The organism is Tepidicaulis marinus, assembly GCF_000739695.1.
Taxonomy (GTDB): domain Bacteria; phylum Pseudomonadota; class Alphaproteobacteria; order Parvibaculales; family Parvibaculaceae; genus Tepidicaulis; species Tepidicaulis marinus.
Genome location: NZ_BBIO01000029.1, coordinates 1 through 13,277, shown reverse-complemented (window position 1 = coordinate 13,277; position 13,277 = coordinate 1). Strand labels below are relative to the sequence as shown.

At 52.0% G+C, this 13,277-nt stretch carries 13 protein-coding genes and 1 pseudogene; 8 read left to right on the top strand and 6 right to left on the bottom strand.

Annotated features, from left to right (window positions below):
* Positions 1–65: 65 nt before the first annotated feature.
* A protein-coding gene (locus M2A_RS16395; RefSeq protein ID WP_121881518.1) for an IS3 family transposase occupies positions 66–1,177 on the top strand; the annotation gives its coding sequence in 2 pieces (ribosomal slippage) (positions 66–315 and positions 315–1,177; 1,113 coding nt in all).
* 183 nt (positions 1,178–1,360) lie between these two features.
* Here the strand turns inward: M2A_RS16395 and M2A_RS17890 are convergent.
* Positions 1,361–3,031 (bottom strand): DNA cytosine methyltransferase, encoded by a 1,671-nt coding sequence (locus M2A_RS17890; protein WP_081875709.1) that lies wholly within the window; start codon positions 3,029–3,031, stop codon positions 1,361–1,363.
* A 213-nt stretch (positions 3,032–3,244) separates the two neighbouring features.
* On the opposite strand from M2A_RS17890, the gene M2A_RS16385 reads away from it, so the two are divergent.
* The 3 genes and pseudogenes from M2A_RS16385 to M2A_RS16380 all read left to right on the top strand — a co-directional run bounded on the left by M2A_RS16385 (position 3,245) and on the right by M2A_RS16380 (position 5,711).
* Positions 3,245–3,601 (top strand): hypothetical protein, encoded by a 357-nt coding sequence (locus tag M2A_RS16385; protein WP_045449750.1) that lies wholly within the window; start codon positions 3,245–3,247, stop codon positions 3,599–3,601.
* Positions 3,602–3,857: 256 nt separating this feature from the next.
* Positions 3,858–4,040: pseudogene (locus M2A_RS18540) on the top strand (HNH endonuclease); the annotation flags it as partial.
* Positions 4,041–4,052: 12 nt separating this feature from the next.
* Complete coding sequence (locus M2A_RS16380) at positions 4,053–5,711, top strand: DEAD/DEAH box helicase (RefSeq protein ID WP_045449760.1); 1,659 nt, start codon at positions 4,053–4,055, stop codon at positions 5,709–5,711.
* 115 nt (positions 5,712–5,826) lie between these two features.
* On the opposite strand, the gene M2A_RS16375 is transcribed toward M2A_RS16380, so the two are convergent.
* The 5 genes from M2A_RS16375 to M2A_RS16355 form a co-directional block, all read right to left on the bottom strand.
* A complete protein-coding gene (locus M2A_RS16375; protein WP_280113613.1) occupies positions 5,827–7,467 on the bottom strand; it encodes a DUF262 domain-containing protein in 1,641 nt (546 codons plus the stop codon).
* Between the two features lie 139 nt (positions 7,468–7,606).
* On the bottom strand, positions 7,607–8,038 hold the full coding sequence (locus M2A_RS17655) for a TetR/AcrR family transcriptional regulator (RefSeq protein ID WP_052379575.1): 432 nt from the start codon (positions 8,036–8,038) through the stop codon (positions 7,607–7,609).
* Positions 8,039–8,198: 160 nt separating this feature from the next.
* On the bottom strand, positions 8,199–8,435 hold the full coding sequence (locus tag M2A_RS16365; RefSeq protein WP_045449746.1) for a calponin homology domain-containing protein: 237 nt from the start codon (positions 8,433–8,435) through the stop codon (positions 8,199–8,201).
* A 17-nt stretch (positions 8,436–8,452) separates the two neighbouring features.
* On the bottom strand, positions 8,453–9,076 hold the full coding sequence (locus M2A_RS17650; RefSeq protein WP_052379574.1) for an acyl-homoserine-lactone synthase: 624 nt from the start codon (positions 9,074–9,076) through the stop codon (positions 8,453–8,455).
* 81 nt (positions 9,077–9,157) lie between these two features.
* Positions 9,158–9,886, bottom strand: coding sequence for a helix-turn-helix transcriptional regulator (locus M2A_RS16355; protein ID WP_045449744.1), 729 nt, complete (start codon positions 9,884–9,886; stop codon positions 9,158–9,160).
* Between the two features lie 214 nt (positions 9,887–10,100).
* Between M2A_RS16355 and M2A_RS16350 the strand changes: the two genes are divergently transcribed.
* The 4 genes from M2A_RS16350 to M2A_RS16340 form a co-directional block, all read left to right on the top strand.
* A complete protein-coding gene (locus M2A_RS16350; RefSeq protein WP_045449742.1) occupies positions 10,101–10,355 on the top strand; it encodes a hypothetical protein in 255 nt (84 codons plus the stop codon).
* 101 nt (positions 10,356–10,456) lie between these two features.
* Positions 10,457–10,591, top strand: a complete 135-nt coding sequence (locus M2A_RS18490) for a hypothetical protein (RefSeq protein ID WP_280113612.1) — start codon at positions 10,457–10,459, stop codon at positions 10,589–10,591.
* Between the two features lie 433 nt (positions 10,592–11,024).
* Positions 11,025–11,948, top strand: coding sequence for a HamA C-terminal domain-containing protein (locus tag M2A_RS16345; RefSeq protein ID WP_156101807.1), 924 nt, complete (start codon positions 11,025–11,027; stop codon positions 11,946–11,948).
* Positions 11,945–13,277: DEAD/DEAH box helicase (locus M2A_RS16340; protein ID WP_045449737.1), on the top strand; the 1,333-nt coding region annotated here is incomplete at its 3' end. The genes M2A_RS16345 and M2A_RS16340, both read left to right, overlap by 4 nt.

Genomic DNA, 13,277 nt, shown 5'->3' with positions numbered 1-13,277 from the left:
TGACCTGCTCCCCTGAAAAGTCCTTGTTTTGGAGTTAGTCTGTTCTTCATCTGAGGAGACAGACGATGAAACGATCGAGGTTCACCGAGGAGCAGATTATCGGCATCCTGAAGGAGCATCAGGCGGGTCTTGGCGCGAAGGAGCTTTGCCGGAAGCACGGGATCAGCGACGCCACGTTTTACAAATGGCGTTCGAAGTATGGCGGCATGGACGTGTCGGATGCGAAGAAGCTGAAGGCCCTGGAGGCAGAGAACGCCAGGCTCAAGAAGATGCTGGCGGAGCATATGCTTGATGTTGCAACCCTGAAAGAGATGCTGGGAAAAAACTTCTAAGGCCTGGTTCGCGCAGACATGCCGTGGACTGGGCCATGAAGGAAAAAAGCTACTCTCAACGCCGGGCCTGTGCGCTTGCAGGGATTGATCCGCGGGTCTATCGACGCCCCTCGGTCAGGCCGGGGGACGGAGAGTTGCGCCGTCGGCTTCTGGAACTGTCCAGCGAGCGTCGCCGGTTTGGTTATCGCCGTCTGCATATCCTGCTGAAGCGGGAGGGCTGGAATCTGAACTGGAAGAAGCTCTATCGGATCTACAGGGAAGAAGGCCTTACTGTGCGCAAGCGCGGCGGCCGGAAACGGGCACTTGGCACCAGAGCGCCGATGGCCCTTCCTCAAGGGCCCAACCAGCGATGGAGCCTGGACTTCGTGTCCGACAGCCTGGTCGACGGACGGCGCTTCCGTATCCTGTGCGTGATCGATGACTTCAGCCGTGAATGCCTGGCCACGGTCGTGGACACGTCTCTATCCGGGATCCGTGTTGCGCGTGAGCTGGACCGGATCGCGGAGAGGCGGGGCTACCCTTGCGTGGTGGTCAGTGATAATGGAACAGAGCTCACATCCAATGCGATGCTGGGCTGGCAGGAGGAGCGCCATGTCGAGTGGCACTATATCGCCCCCGGCAAGCCGATGCAGAACGGCTTTGTGGAGTCATTCAATGGCCGGCTGCGAGACGAATGTCTGAACGAACATCTGTTTGCCAACTTGCGTCACGCCCGGCATCTGATCGGAGCATGGCGTGACGACTACAACCATCACCGCCCCCATACGAGCCTCGACGGGCTCACGCCGTGGGAGTATCACAATCGGTCGAAAAAGGACCAAAACCTGAACAGAGCTAACTTATAAACGCGGACTCATGGGGGAGCAGGTCAGCTTCGCTCATTCCGATCGTTTTCTGCCGAAAACGGTGTTTATCGCGCACGCATTGCAGCGCATGTTAAAGAGTGCGCAAACGCGATGGGCGATCCCGTATCTGCCTTGCTGCCTCCCCTTGTGATGGCGGAACGAACGTTCATTTTCCACCCGCACTCAAGCTGCCTGCAACAACGATGCATTGACTTCCCCACCACCAAGAGCTTCGTTGAATCTGCATCCGATCAGCAGGCCAACAAGGATATCCACTGCATATGTCCGCAATTTATTCGGGTTTTGTGACCTCATTTGCACAGAAGGCACTTTTGCATCGTTTAGCATTATCCGACATACGATTCTGTAAGCCTCATCAGAATTTTCACCAGTCTCACACGTGATGAGTTCCTTTGCGATTCCACCCAACTGATCTACAATTTTATAAGGAGACACTCCTGCATCACGGCGAGACCATACATTCTGCAACTCATGTGGAGTAATTTCTTCTGGTGATATGGACATTGCCGACCATAGAGACTCTAGTCGCTTGCTTAACTCCTTGCATAGTTTGAAGCGCTCAAGTCGAATACGCAGGCTACGGCTCATTTCTATGGAACGAATATCTTTAGAAGAGCCATAAAAAAAACGAACCGCCCAAGTGACTTCGGAGCGGTTGGCGCAATCGTTACCCAACTCAAACCGGACTCCACTCTTGAAGTGCAACCCTGGAATCGCAGCACAAAATCTCCGCCTTTTGGGATAAGAGGCTGTCATTCCTTCAGTTGATGTTTTTATTGAGCACGCCACAGGCATAGGCAAGGCGGCAGATTTTTTCCTTAGGGACATGATCTGCTTATCTGGCACACCTACCATAGATAGACCTAGGAAATAGGCCAAGGGTGGGGGCATTGCGTTACCAATCAGCTTTACTTTTTCGCCGTAACTTCTCCCCAAAAACTGATAGGTGACGGGAAAACCTTGCAATGTGGCTCGCTCGCGCAATGTTAATCTGCGAAAAGATTTTGAACGCGGCTTTTCCCTTACGATAATACTTTCACGCGAAACACGAGTGCATGTAGCCGCAATCGTTCGAGATGGCCGGTCCAATCGATCAGGGAACGACATACTATTGTAGACGGGATGATTCTGCTTAGCATCACGGTTCATCCTCGCTTCTTCATCACTGAGTTTGTCTTCAACATCATTATCCAGCGGATAAAAAGGCTTTGCCCTAATGCCGTAGATAGGATCGATAACTTTCTCCGATTGCAAGCTATGAAGCACATCCCCCAGAGTCAGGGCATCACATTTCCCTTGGTATGATTCAAACAATCCCCGCGGAAAAACGCCGACCAAGCATCTTTTTCGCCTTTGAGGCACCCCAAATTTGGAAGCATCGACTAAACATATCTGGTCCATACCTTCATCAAACAAATGGGCATACTGCCTGAGCTTGCCTCTCTTCGTGAACACATGGTCCTTAAGTATCTTTGAGATGCGAGGTACGTTCTCCAGAATCCAGTAACGCGGCTTGAGATACTCAACCACCTCAAAGAACTTGGCTATATCCTTAATGCCGTCGCTTAGGTCTCCCCCGCCCCCTCGGTTTGCATAGGAAAATTGTGTGCATGGCGGGCTACCAACGACAATATCAATGTCCTTAGGCAGCTCGCTCAAATCAAGCTCTCTGATGTTTACAGCACGCGGGCGACGCCCCAGATTCGCTGCATGCGTATCAATCGCAGGATTCCACCACTCGTAAGATTCAACAACATCAATGCCAGCGAGCTCTAGCCCAAGCCCCCACCCGCCGACTCCACAGTACAAATCAATCGCTCGCAAATCCGCCATCCTCGACCTTTCGAATCACTGTCGCGATCATGAGCGAACGGAAGCACGAAGGGAAGATCCGAGGCCTTTTTGTGCAGAAGAAATCGCCAATTTTCACTATTTTTTTATGTAAAACACTTGGCGCGAGCCTAGGGTTCCGATCATGGACTATGGCAAACTAGCGAATTGACCATGTAACTGTCATGAGTCAAACTGAATCATGGGGGCGGAAAAATGGCTCAACGGCCCGCCTTGTTCAGGGCGATATATGCTGAGTTGCGACGTGGACTTGGGAAAGAAGTTTATGCTCGTGACTTAGCAAAACTCGCCCATTTAATTCTACAAACATATTTGGACGACAACGAAAGCGAGAGCGATTGGGTTGGCCGAGCGAGTGCTGGACGCTCCATCCGCACGATGGCAGTTGATGACGCGATGAAGGATGGCGGGTGGCGCATACTGGAATTTGAGACACATCGGGCTTTTTCAGTTGATGATATCAACGTAGGCGAGTTCAACTCTGCAAGAGCAATCATTGAAAAGTATTTGGGACCAGAATGGCAGCATCACAAAATACAAGGTCAGCTATAAGCAGCAGCGCAGTTGCAGCTGCTCGCGAACATTTGTTGTCGGGAGAACCATTAACTCGCCTAGAGGCGCTTGTTCTTTTCGGGCTATCGAACCTGCCAGAGCTTATCTATGAAATGAAAAAGCAGAAATTTCTTATAAAGAAACGCAACATAACTTATGCGGCGGCTATGGTTCGAATAAATAAGCATGCCACCCTTAAGCCTCCCGCGAATTTGCCGATCAGAGAAATTCTTCTTACTGAATACAGGGTAAGCAAGTGAGGCGAAACTTCTCGTTTCGGCAAAAACTAATACTGGCACTCGTATCTGCGGGAAGGTGTGCACATTGTGGAAAACGGTTAAGCGGGGATTTTCATGGCGACCACATATTGCCCTTTTCCAAAGGAGGAAAAACAGTCCTTCTGAATGGACAGGCCCTTTGTCAAAAATGCAATCTCAAAAAGGGAAATAGCATGATGCCCTTGCGACCGTGGCAGGAACAAGCCCTATCGAAAGCCTTACATTGGCTAGTTGAGCAGCAGCAAGACAAACACTTTCTCATAAACGCCGCCCCCGGCTCAGGCAAGACAATTGCCGCATGTACTATTGCGGAACGATTGATTGAAATGGGCGAAATAGACCGCGTCGTAGTTATTGCTCCTAGGGTCGAAGTTGTAAGGCAATGGGCTGCTGATTTCTATACAATTACAAATCGCTTTATGGGCCGAATAACGGGTTCTGCCGCCGACGAAATTGAAACAGATGTATGTGTCACTTGGTCGGCCGTTCAGAGCTTGCAAGACGCCTTTCAAGCCGTTTGCCGCTCTTCACGGGTGCTCGTTATATGCGATGAGCACCATCACGCCGCAGTTCAAGCCGCATGGGGAACTGGAGCCGATAACTCTTTTGTTGATGCGAAGTATGTGTTGGTTCTTACAGGAACGCCAATCCGATCAGATGGCAAACGGTCAATCTGGGTGGCCTATGACGATAACGGCGCTATCAACCATCCAGAAGAAGGCACCTACACCCTGAGCTATGGAGAGGCGGTCGATCTCGGGTACTGCCGGCCCGCTACATTCCACCGTCATGACGGTTATTTTACGGTCGACCTTGAGGACGGAGAAACTATCGCCGTTTCAGGAAAAGAACCTGCAAGATTAACACCCACGTTAAAACGAATAGCGGGTCTTCAGCGGGCGCTTGAGTTCTATAAACTTGCATGCACCCCTCAGTTTGAGACAGACAACAGAACGCCTCGTGTTGATGGATATCAAGGCACTATGGTGCAATGGGCAAGCAGCAAGCTTGATGACTTGCGATATAGAATGCCAGACGCTGGTGGCTTGGTAATTGCGCCCAATATCGATATGGCAGAGTATATGGTCGATCTCATCGAACAAATTGAAGGAGAGAAACCAAGTATAGTGCATAGCCAGCTTCCGAATGCGGACAATCGAATAGAAAGCTTCAGACATACCGATCGACGATGGATCGTATCTGTGGCCATGATTTCCGAAGGCGTCGATATATCGAGACTGAGGGTTCTAGTTTACTTGCCAAATGCCCTGACCGAGCTCGCTTTTCGCCAAGCGATTGGCCGTGTCGTGAGAAGTTCAGGCCCTGACGATGACACTCGTGCCTATGTTGTGATGCCTTCTTTTGACGTGCTCGAAGCGTTCGCTAGGCGGGTGGAAGACGAAATGTCGCCAGACGCTCGGAAAGATACAGGTCCCGCGAAATCTAAAAAATGCCCGGCATGCACATCTGAAATGGAGATCGGCGAAAGATTCTGCGAAGCATGCGGTTATGAGTTCCCAGAGACGCGCCCACGCTTCAAATCATGTGACACTTGCCAAGGACTAAACATCATGGCGGCAAAAACTTGCCAACATTGTGGCTCATCCTTTGCGGCTGTGTTTACGTTATCCCTTGACGAAGCACTTAGAACCGGCGCGATTATTCGAGGCATGGATATTGATGAGGGAGAAGTACAAGAAGCGGAAGCCTTTGCTGGCAGTTTTAGAAGGCAGGTGATGGCAAGCGGAGATGAGAATCTTGTCAAAATCATTAAGCAGCTTCCAGAGGAAAGCTGGGCACGATTAAGGCGCCTTATGAATGACGAAGGATAGCTCGCAACGGATTCGGAGTTCTCAGCTTGCTCAGCCCCTAGGCTTGCAAGCGCCTTCTTAAGTGTCAGCAGATTTCACTGCCGTTTCATCTGATGGCTCAAGCTGCACCTGGACTTTAATGAAGCTCCCAACCATCCATGAACACCTTGATCAAATGCTCTTGACGAGCTTTAAGAACCTCAGGCGTCCATCTTTTTTGTCCAATAACTTGGCTAGTTAATGCATATGATGAAACGCTCTTGGCTCCAGAAAAATAAATTTTACACTTTTCTAAGAACTTGTAATTTTGTGCGGCAGAATTTCGCTTTTTATTCAGTGGAACTAAGTTGGCGATTCTATGGGTCCAAGCCTTGCGCTCCTCTTCGTCTGGCCACCATTTCGCCCACTCGCCTTTCTCATCAATCGTCTGAGGAAGAACGTGCTCGACTGTCAAAACCTTTGGGTCATATGTTGCCGCACCATCGGAAATGAATGAATCTAACCGGAGAATTATGTAATTGCGGCGCCGCGGTGTAAGCCGATAAATGTCACCATCCAGAGCCGCTTTAAATTCTTCGCTCCACTCTTCATCAAAGTAAAGCTCTTCCATATCGTCAGGATCAATGCCGTCTTCGATTTCAGCGATCAGAAATCCGTAAGTCTCGATACGCTGATTCACGTTACAACGATAAACATGCATGAACGCCGCTAAGCGCTCAAGCAACTTAAAGAAGCGAGTCACACGTGCAGGCTTGTGCTTGTTTTCTTTAAGAAAAAGAAGTGCCGGAGGAATCCAATCTGAGTTGTCAATACGATTGAGCCATCTTATGTAGCTGTTGACGCTTTCGGCGCCTGTCGTTGCCGTGTAGGAAGCTGTGCGAATCTCACTCAACGCAGCAGAAAAAGGCTCAAGAACTTCATCTATAAAAGTTATGGGATCAGAGTTTTGCGGGAACACATGCTCGCGAAATTCTTCAAGCAACGAACGTTTGGCTTTGTCCTTTGCATAAATCATCCGAATGTAGCTGAACAACTCATTGAAACCACTTCTCGTAAGATCGACCTCCATCCCCTCCCACTTATCTGTATAGACTTTACGAATATGCTCATCTGGGATTTTGCCTATGATGTCAGCCTTAATAATATCCGTAGGCTGAAGATCTAGCCCGCGGCTATTCATGACAGAGAAGACACGGAATGCTGACTCTTGAGTTGGCGTGGAAACAGCCACCAAGTAGCAACGCGCCAGCAAAAACCGCACAAAGTTTTCGAGCTTCTCGGGTGTGTCAAAACGCCTTTCAAGCTCAGCAAGGAGATATCGCGTGTTCTCAACAATGTTGCGTTGAGATTCATTCTCCAAATGAGCGAGATCGAGCTGCAGGAGATTTTGTAAAGCCAAGCCTTGAACATATTTATGAAAGAAACTTTGGTCACGCTCACGCAGGGAAAGTCGCGGTTTTGATTGTATTCCTTCCATTCTCTTTCCCGGCTCGAGGATGTAAGGTTTTATTTCGTCCTGGAATTTTCCATGATGGGCATAGGCGATAGCAGAAAGTAAGATGGTCAGAGTTGTAAGGCGCTGCTGGCCATCTATGACCCGTGACAGTGGGAACCCATCCGATTTGATCAACACGATACTGCCAAGGAAATATCCTTCTTCTTCCTCGGCGGCGTGAAATGTCGTCAGGTCATCCAACAACTCGGAAGTTTGATCAATTGTCCATGCATATGGCCGCTGGTATGGGGGAATTAAAAATTCAAACTCGGAGCTAAAAATTTTCGAGAGTTGATATTCTGCTCCACTAATTTTTTTGTCATTAAGTTCCCCGTGGTTATCACTGTCTAGCGGCTAGCTCTTTTGCCAGATCACTCCAACGGTGCCTCAAACATCCAAGAGAGGCAGCTGATAGCTCTCGTCAACACTCAACGCGCGATCTTTTGCCGGATTCCTCAAGCCAATCCTCAAGCACAGGCATCGCAGCACCGTCATAATCCTGATCCACAAGATTCCGCATCACCTGCCGCGCATCCGCCATCACCATCGAGCTGAGGAACGCATAGGCCTGCCCGTTTCGCTCACGCTTGAGATCGACCGGTACGCTCGGCTTCTCCTCGAACATGTCTTCGACTACCCCTGCGAGCAGAAGCTCCTTGCTGGCAAAGTGCTTGTAGATCGTCGCTGTTGAGGCAGGCGCCGCCTTTGCGATGTCGATCATGGAGGTTCTCTGGAAGCCGCGTACAGCGAAGAGATGATAGGCCGCGATCAGTACCGCCTTGCGACTTTGGTGTTGCTGCTCTTCGCGCCAGGCAGCAAGCCCCTGCCGCTTCTCCCCCGATCCCTTAGGCATGAAGTTGACCTTGTGTTTCTTGGTTGTGTTTGTATGCGGCCGCCGCCCCTCTGGGTAAAACCTTATATTCACTAGATATGTTCCGCAACGGCAGACCGCAGGAACGGCATGTGCGCCCCTGCGGTCCCCGGGTTTGCGGCTGGCCTAGGCCGCGCCTGGGTCAATTCCACCTATGGGCCGGACAGATCTCCTCCGTCGCGGCCCCGCCGCTCAGCTTCTCCTGCTCCCAGCGCTGCACATGTTCCTGGAAGGCCGTCACAAGCGTGTCGATAACGACAGGGTCATCAACGGCTTTCAGAAGATCCAACAGGACCAGAAAGCCCGACCGCACATGTGGATCGTTGATGGCTGCGAAGCTCGAAAGGAGTATCGCCTGTTTCTCGGGGGACTTGCCCATCGGATGCCTTCCCTTTTTTACGCGGCCGCCTCGAGGGCCTCTTCAAGACCATGGATCTCCGGCGTACGCCCATAAAACGCATGGGCGAGCTCCCGCGCCTCCAGCGTGCAGAGTAGCCAGCCCGCAACGGCAGGCCCCGTGTTGAAGTGTTTTTCGGAGCCGAGCATCTCGAAGGGGAGGCCGGAGTCGAACCAGCTCTTCGCGAGACGTGGCGGCATCACGAAGAAGAGCTTGTTCACGCCGAACCGGTAGGTGAGCTCATAGAGGCCGGCACTGAGCTCCTGCAGGGCCTTACGCCGGTCTTCCGGGGCAAGGCCGGGATCCGCGTGGAAACGCGAGCCTTCCCAGATGTCCTCAGCTTCCGGCGCCGGGATATCCAGCATGTCCGGCCAGATGTCTTTCAGCATGTAGGGATCTGTCGTGCGCAGAATTCGGACGCCTCCGATGACGCGCCCCGTCTCGTCATTTCGGCAGAGCAGGTAAGAGGCTTTCGGCGTGTCGAACTGGTCATATTCGCGCCCGTCTATATGGGGCACATCCCAGCCTTCCTGCTCGATATAGAGCTTGTAGCGAAGCTGGTGATACTCGTCCAAAGGCGAGCCGGGAATGAGATGCAGACCGCGTGTCACGTAATCGAGCATGGAACCCTCCTGTTTCTGGTTGGGGAAACAGGAGAGCAAAGCGCTTCCGGAATTGGGATACGGCGACCTTACCCTATTGCCTCAGGGCTGAATGAGGCCAAGCTGCACCGCCCGGACTGCCGCCGTCACGCGGCTGCTGGTCTCAAGCTTGCGGGAAGCGTTCGCCAGATAGTGATCGATGGTCTTCGGACTGAGGCCCAGGATCTCCGCAATCGCCCAGGAGCTCTTGCCCCGGCAGACCCATTCAAGACATTGCAGCTCCCGCGTGCTCAAGGCCGGACGGCAATCCTCCAGCACAGACGGCTGTGGTGCTGTGAGCTGGTCATAGACGAGATGGAAGATGGTGGCGACGGAGCGCGCGGTCAGCGTATCCTTCCGGCTGATCCGCCGCGGCTCACCCGAGACATAGGCCACGGCAATCATCTCCGGCTGCCCCCTGCCGATGGTGAAGGAGAGCCCTTCCCGCAGCCCGAACTCGGCAGCCTCCTGCATGAAGGTCTTTTGCGGCCGCTTCAATCGCCCGCGCGCCTCGATATCGGACCAGACAAGGGGCGCGCCGCTCGCCCGGCAGGTCAGCAGGATCGGATCGATGGTGTGATAGGCCTGCTCCGCATACCGGATCCCCCATTTCTCCGGCAGACCGAAGGTTGGCAGCATGCGCTCGGCGTTGAGCCAGGGCCGGGCCAGCAGGGCCAGATTCGTATAGGAGCATGCGTCAAAGCCGAGCTCATGGCTCGCACTCATCAAAGCCCCGAACGCATCTTCCGGCGCCTGGCACTCCGCAAGCCTTTCCATGAAACGGTCCAGCATCCCCCACCCCTGGTCTGACAAACAGCCTGATTAGAAAACAGCTGTTTCAATGATTGCACCATCGCCCCTCGCAAAAGGCAACGGACAGGCCGCGCTTTCCCTGCACTCACCAATCAAAAATATATGTTTCAACTTGGAGTTGGTAAACAGACAAAACGAATCGTTTTAACGTAAAATAGGCGCCTCCCAACGAGGTGTGTGGTCAGGAGGAAACATGCCACGGACAGCACAAAAGGCCGCCCCCGGCGGCCAGGACGGTCTTGAGTTTTCTCTCTGTTTTACCGGTAGCAGGCTCGAGTTAAAGGTGAAGGAGCCCTACCCCTCCAACGGGTACCGGACCGCCATCTATGACAGCAGCCCGCAGAAGAGCGAGGTCGTGAGAGCAGGCCTCTTCCGGTTCCTAGCGGAGATGGTGTTTACCGAGCAGGCCCTACAACTCAAAGAAGAGAAAGCCCCCCAGCCGCATTGAGACGCTTCGGCCTTGTCCCCAGCAAGGCCCAGCCGGATCAATGCACTCGATGGCCGCACCTCGCGGCCATCGCCTTTATGGCAACCGGATAGAAATGCCTCATGACCACACCTCCACCACATGACACGCTTGTCATCCGTATCCTTGTCGGACTCTGCGTCGTGGCCTGTCTGCTTGCCGTTGCCACCCAGGCCTATTTTTTGGTGAAAGAAGTGGGCGGGCTCTTCTTCGGATAATCCCCGCTCCTCCGCTAACGGAGAGCTTGCCCCCCAATAAGGTGAACTATAGGATTTGAAGATCTACAGGGCATTCGGGCATTGATGACGAAGTGGCGGCCAGTATTAGTGCCGCGATCATTGCGGGGCAATCCGCGTTCTGCCGGTCACACACCGGCATTGGCGCTCACCGACGATGAAATCCGGCAAAAGATCATCGAGCAGGACATCCTTGCCTATCCGGGTAATTGTCCCTGTTCCTGTAACCCCGCGTCACATGGCAGCCGCGGGGAAGCCCAGTGCACGGGGCAAGCTTGGGGATACTCGCCCAAGTGTTATCCGGCAGATGTGAGTGATACAGCCGCCGAGAGCTACCGGTGGCGCTGCGATGAACGGAATGCACACTGATCGGTAAAACGCGGGAACGCGGGCTAGCTTGGGGATATCGATGTCGATGGCTGGACTAACATTTCAGATATTAGTTGATGACACGCTTGCCGGAGTTACGTCGACCTCCCAACTCATCGGCGTAGTAAATAAACGTGTGCTGAGTTTGATCAACGACTTTGAGGATGCGGAGTGGCGCTACCCAAAATTTCAAAGTTATTTGTGGGATAACATTGCCCAGACCGCTCTGTCGGAAAAAGAACGATCCGCTCTTGTCGACCAAAGTCACAGCTGCCTTGTCGCCGCCGCCCAGAATCTTAAACTCACGGATAAAGATGAGATCGGGAAAGGCAGCGAGATCGCCGAGGTTTTCCTTTACGGTTTGATGCGGCATCGCTTCGGCGCGCTGCCCGTCGTCCCAAAGATTTTCTACAAGCAGAATGTTCAAGACAACGCAAAGGGTGCAGACAGCGTTCATATAGTCGTCGACGGCGACGATTTTACGCTGTGGTTTGGAGAGGCAAAATTCTACAATTCGATTACCGACGTCCGTCTCGATTCAGTCGTGGATTCAGTTATGAATTCACTATCAACAGACAAACTAAAAAAAGAAAACGCCATTATAACCAGCGTAGCTGACCTCGATGGCCTCTCAATCGCGGCGAATCTCCGTTCCAAGATCAAGGCCGCGCTGGATAATAGGGACTCTATCGATAACTTGAAATCCAAGATTCACATCCCAATTCTTCTACTGCACGAGTGCCCGATCACGTCAAATACGAAAGATTTGACCGACGCATACAAGATCGAGATTGCCACCTTTCACAAGAATCGTGCAGACGCCTATTTTCTCAGGCAAATCGCAAAATCCAAGTCAGTTCACAAGTATGACGATCTAAACTTCCACCTCATCCTCTTCCCAGTCCCTAACAAGAAGAAGATCGTCGATGCTTTTGTTCAAGCCGTTGCCTTCTACAAGGGGCAAAAATGATGGACATTTTTGACGTTTGCCACGAAATCAATAGCCTTCTGACGCTGAAGAACGAGGTCGCCGCCAGAAATCTCCTGATACGCCTATTAGCGAATCTCGACCAGACCAAGACACCTTACCCGCAAGTCGTGAACCACATGATCCGTGCGACGGGATTGTTCCCCTACTTGCAACTCGCGAACGCTTCGTGGGACCAGAAATATGTGCACTACGCGTTTGAGGTCGATGTCGGTCGGCGCAAGGCGACCCTGCACCGTGAGCAGTCAAGCGTTCTCTCCAAACTCTTAGACGGCAAGAATATCGCAGTGAGTGCCCCGACCAGCTTCGGGAAGAGCTTTATCATCGACGCCTTTATCGAGGCTAAGCAGCCGGACAACGTGGTGATCATCGTTCCAACCATCGCCCTAATGGATGAAACACGCCGTCGTTTATTTAAGAAGTTTTCTGAACACTACACAATCATAACGGCGCCAGATACGCCACTTGGGCTCAAGAATATCCTCATATTCCCGCAGGAGCGGGCCTTTGGCTATCTATCCGCTCTGGAGAAGATCGATCTGCTGGTTGTCGATGAATTCTACAAGGTGAGTCAGAAGCACGACCGCGACCGTGCACCCGCGCTCATCAAGGCAATCCTGAAGCTATCTAAGAAGGCGAAGCAGAGATATTACCTCGCACCGAATATCAAGAAACTCAGTGATAATGCCTTCACGCGCGATATGGAGTTCTTGGAGCTCCTAGACTTCAACACGGTCTACCTCGACATCAAGGAGCCCTACAAGGAATTTGGGGGCGATGCGACCAAGAAGGGAGAAAAATTAATCGAACTTATTTCTCCAGGCACTCAGAAGTCCCTGATCTACGCAGGCACCTACTCCGAAATTAAGAAAATCGCTGATCTCGTCATAGCGCGAATTGACCCCGTGGATCGAATCTACACCAGCCATTTCTCCACATGGCTACGGCAAAACTACCAATCCGACTGGCTACTGGCTGATTTGGTTGATCGGGCGATTGGCGTTCATAATGGTAGCATGCACAGGTGTCTGAGCCAGCTACAAATACGACTTTTCGAGTATGAAGATGGCTTCGACAGTATTGTCTCCACATCTTCGATAATCGAAGGTGTAAACACGTCCGCACAGAACGTGATCGTGTGGCGAAGCAAATTAGGCAATGCCAATCTCAAGGACTTCACTTACAAAAACATCATTGGCCGAGGAGGTCGGATGTTTAAGTACTTCATTGGCAATATCTATCTGCTGGACGCTCCGCCGAAATCCGAGGACACCCAATTGGAGATTGAGTTTCCAGAGGAAATACTAGGTA

Coding starts and splice junctions, on each gene's coding strand:
- M2A_RS17890 (WP_081875709.1), bottom strand. CDS start 3,031: ATGGCGGATTTGCGAGCGATTGATTTGTACTGTGGAGTCGGCGGGTGG.
- M2A_RS16385 (WP_045449750.1), top strand. CDS start 3,245: ATGGCTCAACGGCCCGCCTTGTTCAGGGCGATATATGCTGAGTTGCGA.
- M2A_RS16380 (WP_045449760.1), top strand. CDS start 4,053: ATGATGCCCTTGCGACCGTGGCAGGAACAAGCCCTATCGAAAGCCTTA.
- M2A_RS17655 (WP_052379575.1), bottom strand. CDS start 8,038: ATGCCTAAGGGATCGGGGGAGAAGCGGCAGGGGCTTGCTGCCTGGCGC.
- M2A_RS16365 (WP_045449746.1), bottom strand. CDS start 8,435: ATGGGCAAGTCCCCCGAGAAACAGGCGATACTCCTTTCGAGCTTCGCA.
- M2A_RS17650 (WP_052379574.1), bottom strand. CDS start 9,076: ATGCTCGATTACGTGACACGCGGTCTGCATCTCATTCCCGGCTCGCCT.
- M2A_RS16355 (WP_045449744.1), bottom strand. CDS start 9,886: ATGCTGGACCGTTTCATGGAAAGGCTTGCGGAGTGCCAGGCGCCGGAA.
- M2A_RS16350 (WP_045449742.1), top strand. CDS start 10,101: ATGCCACGGACAGCACAAAAGGCCGCCCCCGGCGGCCAGGACGGTCTT.
- M2A_RS18490 (WP_280113612.1), top strand. CDS start 10,457: ATGACCACACCTCCACCACATGACACGCTTGTCATCCGTATCCTTGTC.
- M2A_RS16345 (WP_156101807.1), top strand. CDS start 11,025: ATGGCTGGACTAACATTTCAGATATTAGTTGATGACACGCTTGCCGGA.